The sequence below is a fragment of the Pengzhenrongella phosphoraccumulans genome (assembly GCF_045689905.1).
GTDB lineage: Bacteria > Actinomycetota > Actinomycetes > Actinomycetales > Cellulomonadaceae > Pengzhenrongella > Pengzhenrongella phosphoraccumulans.
Genome location: NZ_CP144210.1, coordinates 4,687,283 through 4,703,828, shown reverse-complemented (window position 1 = coordinate 4,703,828; position 16,546 = coordinate 4,687,283). Strand labels below are relative to the sequence as shown.

Sequence of the window (16,546 nt, the reverse complement as noted above, 5' to 3'; positions counted from 1 at the left end):
GCATTGTTCTTTGTCCACACCCCCTGCCCGACGACGTCGCCGGGAATGTCAGTGGCTCCGGTTAGTGTGGGTTGCATCGGAAATGGTGGCGGTTCACCGGTTCTGAGGCAGCAGGGGTATTCGTGACACGCAGCGATGTGGGGGTGTGAGATGACCTTTGAAGAGGACGAGCGCGCGTCGTCGCAGCCGCCCACGCCCGTGCAGCCTGCTGCCGGTCCGCCTGCGTCCACGCCGCCATCCCCGCAGCAGTCGACGCCCGCGCCCACCTCTCCGCTTGGCGAAGGTCCGTCGCAGCCGCCCACGCTTTCGCCGGCCGCGCCTGCGTCACGGGTGTCGTTGGCGGAGCGGGTGGCGGTGATCGAGGCGCAGGTCGACGCACTGGCGGAGGTGTCTCCGCGGGACCTGGACGGGGCGGGTGCGTTGGAGCTGTTCGACAGGGTGTTTGAGCTGTCGGACCGGATGCAGGCCATCGCCACCCGTGTGCTGCCCGTGGTGGAGTCCGACGTGCCGTGGAACGTCAACGGGGCGCGCACGTTCCCGACGTGGCTGGCCCGCCGCGCGCACCTGACCTACGCGAAGGCCAAGCGGATGACGCGCCTGGCCCACGCGTTGCGCGACGAGCTGCCGTTGACCGCCGCGGCGGTCGTCACCGGCGGTGAGGGGCGGGTCAGTGTGGAGCAGGCCGAGATCCTGACCACGGCCGCCGCGACCAGCGACCTGCGCCGTCAGGTGTTGGCGGACCCGGACGCGCCGGTGGGGGAACGGTTCCTGCTGAACCAGGCCGCGCAGGTCAGCGCCGACACGCTGCGCATGCTCGCCCGCCGCTGGGCGGCCGCGGCGGACCCGGAAGCGGACGAGCGCGGGTACACCGGCGCCACCGAGCGGGAGTTCTTCGACGTCTCCGCCACCATCGGCGGGTGCCACCTGTCCGGGTTCCTGACCACTGAGCACGGCCAGGGGCTGCTGGTCGCCTTGCAGGCCGTGCAGGGTGTGCCGGCGGCCGGGGATGACCGCACCGCGTCGCAGCGTCGCGCGGGTGCCCTGTCGGACCTGGCCCGGTTGACGTTGGACCAGGGCCTGACCGGCAAGCACGCGTCGGTGCGCCCGCACATCAGTGTGCTGGTGGACTACCCGACCCTGATCGCGATGACCACCCGCGCGGGGGTGACCCACCTGCTCGACCCGTCCCTGCGCCCGACCGACTGCGACCGGGTGGACCCGGCCCTGCTGTTCCCGCCACCCGCACCCGGCGGACTGCTCGACCCCGGGCTGCTCGACCAAGGTCTGCTCGACCCCGCGGTGCTCAACGCCGGTGTGCTCGACCCTGCACGGACCCACGGGTCGCCGCTGGTCCCGCAGGTGCTGCGTCCGGCGGTGTTCGAGGACGGGCAGCTGGTCCCGCGTGTCGTGCTGGACAGGCTGTTGTGTGATGCGGAGATCAGTCGGTTCATGTTCAGCCCCGATTCGCAGCTCATCAATATCGGCCGGTCCAAACGCACGTTCACCGGCCAATTGCGTCGGGCGATCATCGCCCGCGACAAACACTGTCAATACCCCGGTTGCACCGCGCCGCCGCGCATGTGTGAATGCCACCACTCCATCCAGTGGTTCCGTGACCACGGTGACACCGATGCGACCACGGGGGTGTTGTTGTGCTGGCACCACCACGACCACACCCACGACCACGGCATCGAGATCACCTGGACACCTCACGGGTGGCAATTCACCGACCGCCACGGCGTCGTGATCCGCCGCTGAGCCGCGTTGGGGGAGGCTGTCGGGGGCTACGCTGCAGAGCGTGTCTCGTCCTTCGCGCACCGGGTGGTGGCCGTCCTTGCGGCGGCCGTGACCTGTACTTGTCTCGGGCTGCCTTCGGGTGGCTCGACGCGGCGTCTGCACGCCGCACGTGGCGACGACGAGGGCGGCTCCCCTTGAACCCCAGGGAGCACCATGATCAGCACCAGCACTTCGGCCACCAGCACTTCGGCCACCAGCACTTCGGCCTCCAGCGCTTCGGCCCCCAGCAGTTCCACAGCTGGCGAGTCCACCGCTAGCGCGGCCATCGCACCCACGGTCGGCGCTGACTCGTTCGCGGTGTCTGCCGCGCGAAGCACGCAGCTCGACGCCCAGATCGCGGAGCACCCGGAGCGTTTTCGGGTCCTGACGGGGGACCGACCCACGGGTGCCTTGCACCTGGGCCACTACTTCGGCACCCTGGCCAACCGGGGTCCGACTGCAGCGTGCCGGGGTCGAGGTCTTCGTGGTCATCGCCGACTACCAGGTGATCACCGACCGGGACAGCGTCGGGCACCTGTCGGGCAACGTTCGCGAGCTGCTGCTCGACTACCTCGCCGCCGGGATCGACCCCGAGACCGCGACCGTCTTCACCCACAGCGCAGTGCCGGCCCTGAACCAGCTGATGCTGCCGTTCCTCAGCCTTGTCACCGCCGCTGAGCTGCGGCGCAACCCGACGGTGAAGGCCGAGGCCGAAGCCACCGGGGAACGCTCCATGAGCGGCCTGCTCCTGACCTACCCGGTCCACCAGGCCGCTGACATCCTGTTCTGCCACGGCAACCTCGTCCCGGTCGGCCGCGACCAGCTGCCGCACGTGGAGACCACCCGGTTGATCGCTCGGCGCTTCAACGAGCGGTACGCGGGCGGCGCGGTGGTGTTCAGCGAGCCCGACGCGCTGCTCACCGACGCGCCGGTGCTCCTCGGCACCGACGGCACCAAGATGAGCAAGTCCCGGGGCAACGCCATCGAGCTGCGCTGCACCCCCGACGAGACCGCCGCGTTGATCCGCCGGGCCAAGACCGACACGGGTCGGACGATCACCTACGACCCCGAGGGACGGCCGGAGGTCGCGAGCCTGCTGCTGACCGCGGCGCTGTGCACCGGCACCGACCCCGTCGACCTCGCTGCTTCGATCGGCGACCGCGGAGCGGGCGCGCTCAAGGCTCTCGTGACCGAGGCGGTGAACGAGTACTTCGGTCCACTGCGTCGCCGCCGGCTCGAGCTGGCGACCGACCCCGCATACCTGCGCACGGTGCTGGCCCGCGGCAATGCGCGTGCGAACGAGATTGCGAACATCACGCTCGACGACGTCCGGCGGGTCATGGACATGGCGTACTAGGCGGTTTCACCGGCGTCGTCGGCACCGGTCGCTATTGGCCCTGCGGCCACCAGCCGGGCCGGAGCCACGTGGCCGGGGTGGCGCCGATCCGTCGTCGGGCCGCGACCAGCAGCGACGCCTCGATGCCGCCGAGAAGCGCAAAGATGACCGTGAAGGCGACGAGCTGGGGGCGGACGGTCGGGTCATCACCGAGCCCGTCCGCCAGCGCCATCGGCGTCACCGTGAGCATCGCGACGGACAGGATGAGCAGCATCACCAGCACGACGCCGGAGACGACCGGCGCAGCGGGGTGGCGACGGTGGAGCATCCACGCCGCGGCGAGCGCCCAGGGGATCAGCCAGGCAAGGTCGAACACCCAGGTCGGGTTCGGCAGCTCGGCCAGGTGGATGTTGACGGGGAGCCCGTCGGGGAGCGCGGGCACGATGTCGCTGAGCCACAAGCCGGCGATCCCCACGCCGGCGATCGCCAGGAACCACGCGGCCGCCCGGCTGGGGGCGCGCGTGAAGGCGGGCGCGGTGGACACCACATCGACGCGCACGATCCCGTCGATGGTGGCGAACCCGGCCAACGCGAGGATCGCCACGTAGACGAGGAACATCGCGTTGAACGGCACCCCGACCGCCTGGTGCGCGTAGCAGTAGGTGAACCACGTGAAGAGCCCCACCGAGAGCACGTGCGCGGGGAAAGAGCCCGACCGCGCGCGGACTGCGGCCCAGATCAGGACCGGCACGCACGCAAGAGTTACGGCGTCCTGCGCGCGCCAGGTTGACCGGGTCAGGTCTGTGACCAGGCGGTACGCGTCGTCGGACAGGAGCCCGTAGGTGGTCGCTGCCACGACGAGGCAGCCCAGGACGATCGCGGAGGTCAGGGGCAGCGGTGTACCGGTCCGCGGGCGCTCAGCCGCGTCTGCCGGTGGGTGCATCTCGTGCCTCGACTGCCCGATGCTGTTCGACATCCGCACACCCCCATTCGCTCTTCAGTTCCCGTTCACAGGCTAGGAGGGGCGCCCGATCCTGGGCTGAGTCGAACGTCCTGACACGATCGGGGAGCCCAGCGCTCGGGGAGGTACCGCGCGCGGTGGGCGTAGCGTCATCGCGTGATCGCGTCCCTTGCTGAAGTCAGTCTCGACTCCGCCGACCCCGAGGCATTGATGACCTTCTACCAGCGGGTGCTCGGCGGCGAGGTGGCGGTGCTGAGCCTGGACTTCGCGGTGCTCCGGCTCGTGGGCATCGCGGTCACCTCCAGCCGGGTCGCGAACTATCGGCCCCCGACCTGGCCGCAGGACACCGTGCCCAAGCAGGTCCATCTCGATCTGCGGGTGGCGTCGCTCGACGGTGCGGAGGCCGAGCTCGTGACCGCCGGCGCCCGGCTCGCCGACCACCAGCCGAACCCCGACCAGTACCGCGTGTTCCTCGACCCGGCCGGGCATCCCTTCTGCGCCTGCCTGGCCGCCGACTGGGCGTAGGTCCTTGTTCTAGTTGTCATCAAACAACTATGATCATCATGTGCTCTTCACCATCGATGCTTCCGCGCCCGAGCCGCTGTTCGAGCAGCTTGCGGTGCAGGTGCGGTCCGCGGTCGCGCGCGGCGAGCTGACCGCGGGTACGAGGCTGCCGTCCGCACGCGAGCTCGCCGCCTCGCTGACCGTCAACCTGCACACCGTGCTGCGGGCGTATCAAGACCTGCGCGACGAGGGTCTCCTCGAGCTGCGCCGCGGGCGCGGCGCGGTCGTCACCGCCCGCGCCGAGCAGGACTACCTGCCCCTGCGGGAGGCGATCGACCACCTCGTGTCGGTCTCGCGCCGGCTCGGTCTGGCGCCCGTGACCACTACCGCCCTCATCAAGGAGGCACTGCGATGACCGCCTCCACCCGGCCGACGTCGTCCCGCACGTCCCGCCCGCTCGTTCCGCATCGCGCCACCACCACCCTGGTCACGCTCGGTTTCCCCGTCGTGGTCCTGCTCGTGGCGATCGCCGTCGCACTGTCGTGGCGCGACGTCCTGCCCGATCCGATCGCCGTCCACTGGGGGTCCGACGGCGTGAACGGGTACGGCGACCTGGGCAGCCACCTCGCAGCGATGGTCGGGATCACGCTGGCGATGTCAGGGTTCATGTGGGCCGTGGGCTTCTTCTCCGGACGCAATGCCCTCACGCGGCGACTGGCCGGGGGAGTCGCCGTCTGGTTCGGCGTATTCATGGCCGGCGTGTTTGTCGGCTCGCTCGGGCCGCAGCGCGGGCTCGCCGATGCCGCCCAAGCCGACCCCGTCGGCGCGGTCCTCGTCGCTTCGATCCTCATCGCGTGTCTCGCCGGCGGCCTGGCCGCCTGGTTGATGCCCGCCGACCCGGCCGAGGCCGCCACGGACCCGATCCCTGCCGATGCACCCCGGATGCCGCTCGCCGCGTCCGGGCAGGCGGTCTGGATTCGCGACGCCACCGTGGGCGGCGCGCGCTGGTTCCTGGTGGTCCTCGCGCTGGCCATGGCGGCGATGATCGTGATCAGCCGCCAGTGGGAGGTCTTCGCGATCCTCGGGCTCGTGTTCTCTCTGGTGTTCGTCCTGCTCGCCCGATGGACGGTCACCGTGGACCGAACCGGACTGACGGTTCGCCCGCTCACCGGTCGCCCCCGGATCCACGTGCCCCTGGCGGAGGTGCTCGAGGCCGAGGTGGTCTCGGTCCGGCCCGTCGCCGAGTTCGGCGGCTGGGGGATCCGGACCGGAGCTGCCGGTCGGACCGGCGTCGTGCTCCGGTCCGGTCCCGCGCTGCAGGTCGCGCGCACCGGTGGGCGCACCTTCGTCGTGACGGTGGACGACGCCGAGACCGGCGCCGCCCTCCTGAACACCCTGGCCGCGCGAGCCCGCCGGACGGACTGACCCCGCCGCGCGGACTACGGCAGGTCCGTGGTCCGCACCGCCGGCTCGTGCCCCGGCCGGTCCGGACCGAAGCCGATGGCGAAACCCTTGGCCTGCGCCCGCCCGAGATTCGGGTCGGACTCGATCAGGTACGCCGAGCCGAACTCGCGCTCCATGGACTGGTACTTGTCCAGGGGCGCGGCGATGAGCAGCTGGAACCCGAAGGACTGCAGCGCCCGGATCGCGCGGCGCGTCACGTCGGGGTCGGACTTCACGAACCCCTCGTCGACCGTGACCGAACCGAACACGGGGACCTCTTCGATGCCGCCGAGCTGGTAGCGCAGCGCGGCGCCCAACGTCGCGGCGATGAGCTCCTGCCCCTCCCCGCCGGACGTCGCCCCGACGCCCTCGTACACGCGCGCCGAGGTCTCGCCGCGCCGGTACTCCTCGGCGGCGATGCGCACGTGGCGCTTGACGTCGAGGACGTCGCGCTGCCACTCACGGTCGGCCGGCTCCGTGCCGTCCAGCCGGACCATGAGCCGCTGGATCCGGCGGAACCGCTCCTCGAGCCCGGCGTCGTCCAGGTCCTTGCCGGGGGTGGTCTCCAGGATCGCGTCGATCTCGGCCTTGAACGCGCGCGAGGCGGGCGGCTCGACGTCGGAGGTCGCGATCTGCAGGTACCCGTCGTACCCGAACGGCACGTGGCGCAGCACGTCGTTCACCGGCGAGATGCGGTCGTCGATCATGTGCCGCTCGTCGCGCAGCGTCTGGATCAGTGAGGACAGGCCCATCTGGTTGATCCGGTGCATCAGCCGGCGCCAGTCGTCGAGCGCACCGGGCAGGTCGTCCTCGAGCAGGTACTTCAGCCGCGCGAGGTAGTCCGGGGCCGAGTCGACCTCGGGGGAGAGCTCGCCGGCCTCGTCGGGCCAGCGGTGCAGGAAGTTCGCCAGCATCAGCTGGATCCGGCCGCGCGCGTTGGTCTCGGCGAGCCGCACGGTCGCCAGGCGGGCCTCGACAGCCTGCACCATCGCCTTGCGCAGCGCGCCGACACCCTCCACCTCGGGGTTCGGGTTGCACGACGCCGCGATCTCGGCCAGCACGCGCAGCTCGTCCGCCGCGAGCTCGGGTGCCGCGTCGAGCCGGGTGGTCACGGCGTCCTCCTCGGTCAGCCGCGCGGACCAGCGTCGCTCTGCCTCGGTGCTCGCCGCGAGGGCGGTGCGCGCCTGGTGGTTCGCCTCGTCGCGCGCCTCGGTCAGCTGGCCCAGCTGCTCGTCGAGGCCCACCAGGGCGTCGCCGGACGCGCTCGAGGCGGCCTCGGCGTCGAGCTGTGCCAGCGCCCGGTCGGCCGCGGCCACGTCGATCTCGTCCCACGTGACCGACGCCAGCCGCGCCCACGCGTCGCGTCGCCGCCCGACCAGCTCCCGGGCGGCGTCGGCCTGCCCGACGGCGATCGCGAGCTCGTCCCGGTGCAGCTCCAGGGCGGAGATCTCCTGCTCGAGGTCCCGCACGGTCGCGGCGTTGTCGAAGCCGATGACCCGATCGCGGTGGGCGCCGTCGCGGTCGTCCTTCTCGTGGGTGCCGCCGCGGTGCTTGATCTGGCCCCGGAGCGTGACCGCCTGGGGGAGGTGCGCCAGCTCGGAGGCCTCCTGCGCGCAGGTGTGCGCGAAGCGGTGGACCAGCTGGTCGGTGACCCAGCCGGCGAACGGCGAGTCGGCGACATCGATCTTGGCCGCCATCGTGCCGACCGCGCCAGGTGCACCCGCGGGGCGCTCGCCGGTGTCCACCGGGGTGTAGCGGACGCGCCCCCGCAGATCGTGGGTGTCGACGAACTGCGCCACCTGCGCGTAGGAGCCGCGCGCGACCAGCAGGCCGAGGCCGAACCCGCCGAGCAGCCGCTCGGCGGCCGGGCGCCAGACCTCCTCACTGCTCGCGACGTCGATGAGCTCACCGACGAACGGCAGGTCGGCCTCGACCAGGCCGGTGCCCTCGATGATCCGGCGGCGGAGCTCGAGCGCCCGTACGGGGATGTTCGAGCGTCGGGAGGCGAACGACGCCAGGTCGCTGCGCCGCGCGGTCAGCGTGCGGCCGGCCTCGCTGTGCGCGGCGATGCTCGCGTGCAGCGTGGCGCGCAGGGACGGCTCGTCGTCGTCCGCCCCGCTGGTCGGATGCTGCGCGAGCAGGACGGCGAGCTCCTTCGGGCTGCCGGGCGCGGGCACGCCGAGCAGATCGCACCGGGCCGCCGCGTCCTGGGCCTGCTCGACCGTGCGCGCACGCTCGGCCACCAGCACGCCCCGCTGGGCGTCGAGCCGGTCGAGGGCGTCGCCGCCCTGCTCGTGGCGGTGCGCCTCGAGCGCCTTGATCTTTCCCGCGAGCCGCCCGTACTCCGCCGTCGCCGCACCGTGCAGCGTCCGCTGGTGGGTGCGCTCGGCGTGCTCGTACTCGGCGCGCGCGGCGAGCAGGTCCTTGTGCAGGCGCAGGACGTACGACTCGAGCGGGGTGACCTGGGCGTCGGTCTCGATCAGGGCGCGCAGCTCGGCGCTGGAGCCGCCCGCCGTCAGGAACCCCTCCCACAGCTCGGGCAGGTCGCCGAGCGCGCCGATCTGGTCGCGGGCGCGGGTCATGTCGTCGTAGCCGTTGCGCAGGGACTGGAACTGCTCGACGGCGGTGTCCTTGCGATCGGTCACCTGCGAGTCGTCCAGGACGAACCGCTTGAACGTCTCGTCGATGTTGTGCACACCCTTGCTCGACTGCGCCTTGTGCAGCAGCCGGATGGCCTTGGCGCTGTCGCCGTCCTGCCCGCGGATGCCGATGAGGGTCGACAGACGCGCGATGTACCGCCCGTACTCGTTGCCGAAGGTCGCCGCCGTCGGCACCGCGCGCCGCACCGCGTCCTGGCGCAGGTGCTGGTCCGCCGCGGGCTCGAGGTCACGCAGGTCGAAGGGCTGCTCGGTGATGAGCAGCGAGTGCGTGATCTCGCCGTCGCCGGTCGCCGCCCGGGACATCTGCATCGCCCGGCAGCCGGTGATGGAGGCCCCGGCCTTGTTCTCCCAGGTGAGCCCCACGGCGCTCCAGGTTGCGCCCTCGCGCAGGTAGATCGCCTTGCTGCCCCGGCTCGCGTCGCGGCGCGCGCCGCTCTTGCCGCGCACGTAGGAGTAGAACGTGCGCTCCTTGCTGCCGACGCCGTCGTCGTGCGCGGCGGCGTTGAAGGTCACCGAGCGGTCCATGAGAACGCACGAGATCGCGTCCAGCAGGGTCGACTTCCCGGAGCCCGACGGTCCGGTCACCAGGGTGCCGTCGCGGTGGATGTCGATCGAGTGGTAGCCGTGGAACGGCCCCCAGTTCACCAGCTGGATCGTGGCCAGCCGGAACTGGGCGAGCGCGGGGTCGAAGCCCTCCATCGGGTGGGTCATCGGCCGTCCTCACGTGCGTCGTCGTCCTGGGGGTCCTCGTCACGTGCTTCGGGTTCGGGGTCCCGCGCGGCGTCGGGAGCACGGTTCGGGGCCGCCATCTCCTCGAACGCGGCCGTCATCGCATCGACCTTCTCCGCGGTCAGCAGGGCGTAGATGACCCCGGAGATGCGGTACCGGTCCGCGGTGAGGAGCACGAGGATCCCCTTCTCGCGCACCGTGGCGATCGCGGCCTCGCACCGCTTGCGGAACGTGGCGGGGTTCTGGTCGTCGACGTCCTTCCAGACCTCGAGGTGGTCGAGCAGGTCGGCGTGGTCCACCACGACGTCGCGGCCCTCGACCGCGCCCCGGTCGTACTCCTGGCGCAGGTGGAGCAGGAGGATCGCGGCCGGCAGGGGCAGCGGCTTCTCCTTGCGCAGCAGGATCGGCACCTCGTCGCTCATCTCGACCTGCTGAGTGAACGCGACCTGGCGCCGACGGTCGAGCACCAGCTCGAGGTACACGTCGTTCAGCCGGGAGCGCAGGATGTCCTCGTGCCGCTGCACGCGGTTCCACCAGGCCGGGTTGCGGACGCCGTCGACGAAGCGCGTCGACAGCAGACGCGCCAGGGTGTTGCGCACCTCGGCGGGCAGCAGTCCTTCGTCGCCCTCGAACAGGACGTCCCGGGAGGGGTCGGTGGCCCTCGTCGAGTCGGACGGCGACCCGTCCGTCGCGACGTCGTCCACCGTGGCGACGTCGTCCGCAGTGATGTCGGTCGGGCTCACGGGAGGACCTCGGTTTTCTCGGCGGGGGGCTGCCCCGGGGGTGTCTGGCTGCCGTCGGGGTCACTGGTGAGGTCGCCGCCGGCGTCCCGGCCGGGGAACACGGCGGCGGGCACGGTGTAGCTGATCTGGGAGCCGTCGGTGCGGAGCGTCTCGAGCCGCTCGGTGACGGGGTCGATGAAGATCGCGCCCTGCTCGACCGCGACGTGCAGGAGGCCGACGACGTTCTTCGGGCGGCGCACCTCGGGGCTCAGGGCGAGCCAGACCTCGCGCAGGGTGGGGCGACCGGACGGGTTCGCGGCCACCGCGAGCTCGACGCCGAGCCGAAGCTCCTCGAGTGCCGGGCCGCCCAGCTCCCGCATCTGGGCCGGGGTGAGCGCGCTGCCGAGCGACAGCCGGTCCGGCTCGAGCGCGGCCGGGTGCTCGTGCAGCCGCGGGTCGATCAGCTGGAGCTGGGAGATCGACCGCACGCGGGCCATGGTCGCGCCGATCTGGACGTCGACCCGGCTGGCGGTGTGCCGCCCGAACAGCGCGTGCGCGGCGGACTGCGCGCGGCCCAGGCGCGATCGCAGGTCGCGGTCGGAGCTGTTCTGGTTCTGCACGTAGCGCTCGAGCGACTGCGTCAGTCGGCGGTAGGTCTCCTGCACCTCCTCGGCGCAGTCGACGAGCGTGCGGGGGAGGGCTCGAAGCGCCCGGCGCTGCTCGACCGTGAGCTCGGTCGCGAAGTCCTGGTTGAGCAGGCTCTCGATGTCCTTGCGCAGGGCGGTCTGCGCGCGGTGGTTTCCCCACAGCCGCATGAGCCCGCGGAACGCCTTGCCCTCGTCGCTGGTCTCGAGCAGGTCGTGCTCGGCGAAGAACGCCCGCAGCGCCTCGCCGCGGTTCACCGGCCCCTCCTGGGCGTCGCCGATGAACCTGCGGTGCATCTCGTACACGCTGTCGGACACCCGCTTGAAGTCCGCCGGCAGGTGCCGGGACAGATCCATGATGTTGTTCAGCTGCTCGTGCAGGGCCGAGCTGGCGGGCACCGGGACCTCGCCGTCGAGCAGGGCCGCGCGCCGGGACTGCAGCGCGGCCACCTGCTCGTCGATGCGGTCGATGCGAGCCCCGGGGTCGGGGTCGGCCTCGCCGGACAGGCGTGAGACGGCGTCGAGGATCTGCTTGAGCCGCGACTCCGAGGCCGTCGAGCGGTGGTCCACGAGCCGGTCGGTGAAGGCGAGCACGTCCAGGGTCGAGGCGGTCAGGGAGTACTGCTCGACCCGGTCGACGAGCGCGCGGTTGACCCACTGCCGGCTGACCCACTCGTTGCAGTACTCGCGACCCGACCGAGAGGTCTCCTGCAGGCCCGCGCTGGCCGAGCGCATGTCCTGGATCTCGAGGTCGACGATCTCGTGGAACCGCGCGACCTCGACCGGCCCGTGGGCCAGGTGCTCGGCCAGGATGCTCATGATCCATTCGAGGTTGTGCGCCCGGAGCAGGGTCATCTCGGGTCGGGCCGACGCGCGCTGGAAGCCCGACAGGCGCGCGAGCGCCCGTGTCTGGTGCTGCGCCACGGGTGGGGTTCCGATTCTTCGCGAGGTGCCGCAGGCGGCTGCCCTCGACGCAAGGTGACGACTTTACCGCCGTGCGCGCCGTGCCCGGGTCTGGCGCGCAGCGGGCCGGGGCGCGCGGCGTGACGTGTTCAGCCGCTGTTAACTGCCCGTTCCGCCCCGTTACGTCACCGCCAGACGTACCGTCGATGCATGGGGGTTTCATCAGTTCGTATGGCGAAGGTGCTGGCCAACCGTGACGGGGTCCGGGCGGCGGCGCACCGGCACCGGGCGACGACCATCGCGGTGTTCGGCTCGGTCGCCCGCGGCGATGACGGCCCAGGCTCGGACGTGAACTTCCTTGTCGACCTGGACGTCGCTCGGCGCGGGCTCTCGCTGGTCGAGGGGCTCCGGGTCGAGCTCGAGGAGCTGCTCGGGATGCCGGTCGACGTCGCCCCGCGCCAGCTGCTCTCACCACAGAACGTGGCCACCGCGCTGGCCGAGGCCATCCCGCTCTGACGCCGGCCGTGAAGGTGTCGGGTTCGCTGCGTGAACTGCTCGATCTTCGCGAGGGCCGACGCCGACGCGGCGAGCCCGCGAGCCGAGCCCGCGACGCGGGTCGAGACGGTGGACATGCGCTCCCCGAGCCCGGCCCGGTCCGTCTCCTCGCGTGCCGCCCGCTCGCTCGCGGCGGCGATCGTGCCGCGCGCCTCGTCGATCCGAGCGGCGCCCGTGCGGAAGCTTCCCGGGATCCCCCGCACCAGGAAGCGCCGGTGGAACCTGCCGTCCTGGGCGGCGGTGAGAACCGCGGCCGATTCGCGGACGTAGGCCTCGACGACATCCACCATGCGGTTGAGGTCCGAGCGGACCGCAGCCAGCTGCGGGTCGGGGTGCAGCGGGGCCTCGATCGCCGCTGGGGTGTGCGTCTCGCGCTGCTCCGCTGCGCGCACGACGGCGTACAGCGCGGAGCCCTCGGCGCAGATCTCGGGCTCGACCCAGCGCCGGTTCGAGTGGTTGCCGATGACCTTGCCCAGGGCGTTCACGCTCGGGGTGACGTGGGCGAAGACCCAGGAGTGACCGCCGTCGCCGTCAGCGGGTGAGCTGGCGCAACCCGGCCGCGCCGGTCGGGACCGCGGGGACCCAGCTCAGGACGGCGGGGGGTCGGGGGCTCGACCGGGCGATCTCGGTGAGCCAGCGCGATTCCTGGGCGGCGCGGGCCAGGAGAACCGGGTCCGTGGTCGGGGTCGCCGTCAGGGCCGCGTTGATGACCCAGGTGTAGGGCGTCAGGTCGGCGCGTGCGAGGTCGGCCTGGAGGTCCTGGGCCTCGTGGACGGGGGTGGCCTCGGGTAGGGCGACGAGCAGGATCCGCGTGTGGTCCGGGTCGCTGAGCGAGCCGAAGAGGTGCGCGGCGGCGCTGTCGCGACGGGCCTGGGGGGAGGCCACGGCCTGGCGGGCGAAGGAGGCGGAGGACTGCAGGAGCAGCAGGGTGTGGCCGGTGGGGGCGGTGTCGATGACGACGTAGCGTCCCTCGGCGTCGGCGATGGTCCGCGCGAAGGCGTGGAACACGGCGACCTCCTCGGTGCACGGGGAGCGCAGGTCCTCCGTGAGCAGATCGAGCGCGGCGGCGTCGAGCTGCGCACCCGCGGTGCCCAGCACGTGCGCCGTGTACGCGGCCGTCTCAGCGACCGGGTCGATGCGGGTGATGGTCAGGTTCGCCGGCGGATCGGGCAGCACGTCGGTGACGTGCGCGGCCGGATCGGTCGTGGTGAGCGACACCGGCAGGCCGCGGTCGGCGAGCGCGAGAGCGATCGCGGCGGCGATCGTGGTCTTGCCGACCCCACCCTTGCCCATCGTCATGACGATCCCGGGGCCGGCTGACGCGACGATGTCGACGAGATCGCGCAGGGTCGTGGACGCGATCGCGGGCGCCGGGGGAGTCGCCGTCGGGGTGGATCCCTGGCCGGGGTCGAGCGCGGCGCGCAGGCCGTCGATGCCCATCGGTGCCCGGGCGAGCAGCGGCACGGTGTCGACGGAGGCGACATGGGTCAGCGCGACCGGCAGGTTCGCCAGGGCGTCGGTCTCGCGGGCGAGCCGGGCCGCGGCGATGGGGTCGTCCGTGGCGGTCGGGGTGAACACGCCGTTGACGATCAGGCGTTGGTGCGTCATGTCGAGTTCGCCGAGCTCGTGGGCGGCCCGGGCTGCATCTGCCAGGGCGGACGGCTCGGGGCGGGTGACCAGGATCATGGTCGTGAGATCGGCGTCGCGCAGGGTCGCGAGCGCTCCGGAGTAGGCCTCCTGGGCCTGGCCCAGGGCGGAGACCGGGCCCACGCAGGTGACCCCGGCCGTGTTGGTGTCCAGGAACCCGGTCCACGCGGCGGGCAGGGAGAGCAGCCGCAGGGTGTGGCCGGTGGGTGCGGTGTCGAACACGACGTGGTCGTACGTCGCGGCGACGTCGGGGTCGGTCAGCAGCGTAACGAACTCGTTGAAGGCCGCGACCTCGATGGTGCACGAGCCGGACAGCTCTTCCTCGATGGAAGCCACAGCGGCGGCCGGCAGGACGTTCCGGTAGGGGCCGACGACGCGCTCGCGGTACTCGGCGGCCGCCACGGACGGGTCGATGTTGACGACGTCCAAGCCCACCACGCCGGGCACGGGGGTCGGCGCGGACCCCGTGACGTCGCCCATCGCGAAGACCTCGGCCAGGTTGGAGGCGGGGTCGGTCGACACGATGAGGATGCGGCGCCCGGCGTCGGCCAGTGCGATGGCGGTCGCCGCGGCGCACGACGTCTTGCCGACGCCGCCCTTTCCGGTGAAGAACAGGTACCGGGTGGGGTCGGCCAAGGTGGCGGAGAGGATGTGGTCGGCGCGCGCGGGTGCGGTTGCTATTTCGGCTGTCACGAGCACGAACCCCCGCCGCAGCAGCCGCCTGCCAGGGGCAGCGCCGTGCCGACCGTCGGGCGCGGCACCGCGGCGGCCAGCGGTACGCCGGCCCACGCTGCGAGCTGCTCGCGGGCGGGATAGGCCCCGGTGGACTTCAGCACGCCGTCGACCACGATGGCCGGCAACGCGCCGGTGCCGATGACCTCGAGCGCGTTGCGGACCGGCAGGTTCGCGACGAACTTGCCCGGCTCCTGCGCGAGCGTCGCACGCGAGACCGTGACGCCCTGGGTGGCGAGCCAGTCGACGTCGGCCGCGAACCGCGAGAGCGTCGGGTCCACGTCCGTGCCGCACACGCCGGTCGAGCAGCACATCGCCGGATCGAAGATCTCTACTGCGGTCATGACGTGCGCTCCTGGAGGTAGGTGGTGTCGAGAACCCCATTATTGCATCAGTATCCGCTGATATCAAAGTCTGCTGATATAATTTCGGTCCATGTCGACCACTGTCTCTATCGCCCTTTCGCCCGAGGGTCTCACTCACCTCGCGGCGCAGTTCGGGCTGCTCGCCGACCCGCTGCGGTTGCGGATCGTGGAGTCCCTCGCCAGCGAGCAGCTGTGCACCTGCCACCTGATCGACATCACGGGGGCGAAGCAGACGACCGTCAGCCACCACCTGCGGATCCTGCGTGAGGCCGGCGTCGTGCTCGGCGAGGCAGACGGCCGGTTCACCTGGTATCAACTGGTCCCCGGGGCGTTCGCGGATGCGCTGAAGCGGCTCCAGGGTGTCGAGCTCGGCGGCGCGACCGCCCAGCGGTTGCGGCCCGCCTGCGCGCCCTGAGTCGACGGGCCAAATGCCTCCTCTGTACAGGTTTGGTCGGGTTGGTGCCTGGACCGACTGGGTGATTCCCGCACGAACGACGCGAAAACTAGGACCTTCGTCCCCTAGCGTTCGGTCACCCGAGGAGGAAGGCCCCCACATGTTCCAGGATCGTTACGACGTCACGACGGTGATCTACGCGCACCTGATCCTCTCGGACTCGACCACGACCGACGTCGCCATCGAGCTGGGGTTCCGTGCGTCCGACCCGTACTCCATCCAGGCCGAGCTCACGGCGAACGATGTGACATCGACGTGGCTGCTGGCTCGGGACCTCCTGGTGGCAGGTCTCGGTGCCACCGAGGACGCCGTGGCCGGCGAGGGGGACGTGCAGGTCTGGCGGGACCAGGATCCCGAGTACCTGCTGGTGACCCTGTCCGGGGCCGGCGGCACCGCGTTGATCGCCACCGGTGCTCGGGAGGTCGAGCGGTTCCTGGTCGAGGCGCGCGCCCTGGTGCCGATCGGGACCGAAGGCAGCCGGGTCGACGCCGCGTTCGAAGCGTTCGTGACGAGCCTCCTGACCGCCTGACGGTGGCCGCCCGGCCCTGACAGCGGCCTCGGCCCGGGTCAGCTGCCAGGCGCCGCCGCGCTCGTCGCGCCCGGTTCGGCCGGGTCGAGGACGGCGAGCACGCGGCCCATGATCCGGTCGAGGTCCGCCATATCGGCGGCGGTGAGCGGGTCGATCACGTGCCGGCGCACCGTGGCGACGTGGCCCGGAGCGGTGGCCTCGATCTTGGTCCAGCCGGCGGGGGTGAGCACGGCGTTGGTCGCCCGCCGGTCGTTCGCGCACGGCTCTCGTCGCACGAAGCCGCGCTTCTCCAGCCGCGACACGACGTGCGACAGGCGGGGCAGGGTCGCGCTGGTCTGGGTGGCCAGCGTCGACATGCGCAGCGTGCGTGCGGGTGCCTCCGACAGCATCGCGAGTACGAAGTACTCGAAGTGGCTCAGGTCGGCGTCGCGCTGCAGTTGCGAGTCGAGGACCCCGGGCAGCACCTCGACGACCGCGATGAGCTTCTTCCAGGCGGTCAGCTGGTCGGCGGTCAGCCACAAGTCATCGGTCATGATTTCGAGCCTACCAACTACTTGACGCTACAACTATCACCGGTGCCGGGGCT

At 71.7% G+C, this 16,546-nt stretch carries 17 protein-coding genes and 1 pseudogene; 10 read left to right on the top strand and 8 right to left on the bottom strand.

Annotated features, from left to right (window positions below; all coding sequences use genetic code 11):
• Positions 1-348 precede the first annotated feature (348 nt).
• Positions 349-1,758 carry a DUF222 domain-containing protein gene (locus tag VTA80_RS21800; protein ID WP_407343155.1) on the top strand — a complete coding sequence of 470 codons (1,410 nt, stop codon included), beginning with the start codon at positions 349-351 and terminating at the stop codon, positions 1,756-1,758.
• Positions 1,759-1,784: 26 nt separating this feature from the next.
• Here the strand turns inward: VTA80_RS21800 and VTA80_RS21795 are convergent, their stop codons facing one another.
• Entirely contained in the window at positions 1,785-2,063 is a 279-nt protein-coding gene (locus tag VTA80_RS21795; RefSeq protein ID WP_407345847.1) for a hypothetical protein, read from the bottom strand.
• Between VTA80_RS21795 and trpS the strand changes: the two are divergent.
• Positions 1,951-3,133, top strand: a pseudogene (trpS, locus tag VTA80_RS21790) (tryptophan--tRNA ligase). The gene VTA80_RS21795 and the pseudogene trpS sit on opposite strands and share 113 nt — an antisense overlap.
• Positions 3,134-3,164: 31 nt before the next feature.
• Here the strand turns inward: trpS and VTA80_RS21785 are convergent.
• Positions 3,165-4,088, bottom strand: coding sequence for a hypothetical protein (locus VTA80_RS21785; protein ID WP_407343154.1), 924 nt, complete (start codon positions 4,086-4,088; stop codon positions 3,165-3,167).
• A 141-nt stretch (positions 4,089-4,229) separates the two neighbouring features.
• On the opposite strand from VTA80_RS21785, the gene VTA80_RS21780 reads away from it, so the two are divergent.
• The 3 genes from VTA80_RS21780 to VTA80_RS21770 are packed head-to-tail and all read left to right on the top strand — an operon-like array spanning position 4,230 to position 6,002.
• Positions 4,230-4,598 carry a VOC family protein gene (locus tag VTA80_RS21780; protein ID WP_407343153.1) on the top strand — a complete coding sequence of 123 codons (369 nt, stop codon included), beginning with the start codon at positions 4,230-4,232 and terminating at the stop codon, positions 4,596-4,598.
• A 40-nt stretch (positions 4,599-4,638) separates the two neighbouring features.
• Complete coding sequence (locus tag VTA80_RS21775) at positions 4,639-4,992, top strand: GntR family transcriptional regulator (RefSeq protein ID WP_407343152.1); 354 nt, start codon at positions 4,639-4,641, stop codon at positions 4,990-4,992.
• Positions 4,989-6,002 carry a DUF1648 domain-containing protein gene (locus tag VTA80_RS21770; RefSeq protein ID WP_407343151.1) on the top strand — a complete coding sequence of 338 codons (1,014 nt, stop codon included), beginning with the start codon at positions 4,989-4,991 and terminating at the stop codon, positions 6,000-6,002. The genes VTA80_RS21775 and VTA80_RS21770 overlap by 4 nt, the downstream gene beginning before the upstream one ends.
• A 14-nt stretch (positions 6,003-6,016) precedes the next feature.
• Here the strand turns inward: VTA80_RS21770 and VTA80_RS21765 are convergent, their stop codons facing one another.
• Genes VTA80_RS21765 through VTA80_RS21755 form a run of 3 tightly spaced genes read right to left on the bottom strand, consistent with a single transcriptional unit; the run spans position 6,017 to position 11,699 of the window.
• Positions 6,017-9,391: an ATP-binding protein gene (locus VTA80_RS21765; RefSeq protein WP_407343150.1), complete on the bottom strand. Its 3,375-nt coding sequence runs from the start codon at positions 9,389-9,391 to the stop codon at positions 6,017-6,019.
• Complete coding sequence (locus VTA80_RS21760) at positions 9,388-10,152, bottom strand: DUF4194 domain-containing protein (protein ID WP_407343149.1); 765 nt, start codon at positions 10,150-10,152, stop codon at positions 9,388-9,390. The genes VTA80_RS21765 and VTA80_RS21760 overlap by 4 nt, the downstream gene beginning before the upstream one ends.
• Positions 10,149-11,699 (bottom strand): DUF3375 family protein, encoded by a 1,551-nt coding sequence (locus tag VTA80_RS21755; protein WP_407343148.1) that lies wholly within the window; start codon positions 11,697-11,699, stop codon positions 10,149-10,151. Before VTA80_RS21755 ends, VTA80_RS21760 begins: the two co-directional genes overlap by 4 nt.
• A 189-nt stretch (positions 11,700-11,888) precedes the next feature.
• Between VTA80_RS21755 and VTA80_RS21750 the strand changes: the two genes are divergently transcribed.
• From VTA80_RS21750 to VTA80_RS21740, 3 genes are read left to right on the top strand one after another with little or no spacing between them, the layout of a single operon-like run.
• Complete coding sequence (locus VTA80_RS21750) at positions 11,889-12,194, top strand: nucleotidyltransferase family protein (RefSeq protein ID WP_407343147.1); 306 nt, start codon at positions 11,889-11,891, stop codon at positions 12,192-12,194.
• 30 nt (positions 12,195-12,224) lie between these two features.
• On the top strand, positions 12,225-12,503 hold the full coding sequence (locus VTA80_RS21745) for a hypothetical protein (protein WP_407343146.1): 279 nt from the start codon (positions 12,225-12,227) through the stop codon (positions 12,501-12,503).
• An 18-nt stretch (positions 12,504-12,521) separates the two neighbouring features.
• Positions 12,522-12,752 (top strand): hypothetical protein, encoded by a 231-nt coding sequence (locus VTA80_RS21740; RefSeq protein WP_407343145.1) that lies wholly within the window; start codon positions 12,522-12,524, stop codon positions 12,750-12,752.
• 12 nt (positions 12,753-12,764) lie between these two features.
• Here VTA80_RS21740 and arsA read toward each other — a convergent pair whose 3' ends face one another.
• Entirely contained in the window at positions 12,765-14,573 is a 1,809-nt protein-coding gene (gene arsA / locus VTA80_RS21735; protein ID WP_407343144.1) for an arsenical pump-driving ATPase, read from the bottom strand.
• Entirely contained in the window at positions 14,570-14,956 is a 387-nt protein-coding gene (arsD, locus tag VTA80_RS21730) for an arsenite efflux transporter metallochaperone ArsD (protein ID WP_407343143.1), read from the bottom strand. Before arsD ends, arsA begins: the two co-directional genes overlap by 4 nt.
• 91 nt (positions 14,957-15,047) lie before the next feature.
• Here arsD and VTA80_RS21725 point away from each other — a divergent pair, with 91 nt between their 5' ends.
• Together VTA80_RS21725 and VTA80_RS21720 are read left to right on the top strand one after the other, a co-directional pair.
• Entirely contained in the window at positions 15,048-15,392 is a 345-nt protein-coding gene (locus VTA80_RS21725; protein ID WP_407343142.1) for an ArsR/SmtB family transcription factor, read from the top strand.
• Positions 15,393-15,531: 139 nt separating this feature from the next.
• Positions 15,532-15,960, top strand: coding sequence for an SsgA family sporulation/cell division regulator (locus VTA80_RS21720; protein WP_407343141.1), 429 nt, complete (start codon positions 15,532-15,534; stop codon positions 15,958-15,960).
• 38 nt (positions 15,961-15,998) lie between these two features.
• Here VTA80_RS21720 and VTA80_RS21715 read toward each other — a convergent pair whose 3' ends face one another.
• Entirely contained in the window at positions 15,999-16,493 is a 495-nt protein-coding gene (locus tag VTA80_RS21715) for a MarR family winged helix-turn-helix transcriptional regulator (RefSeq protein WP_407343140.1), read from the bottom strand.
• Positions 16,494-16,546 lie beyond the last annotated feature (53 nt).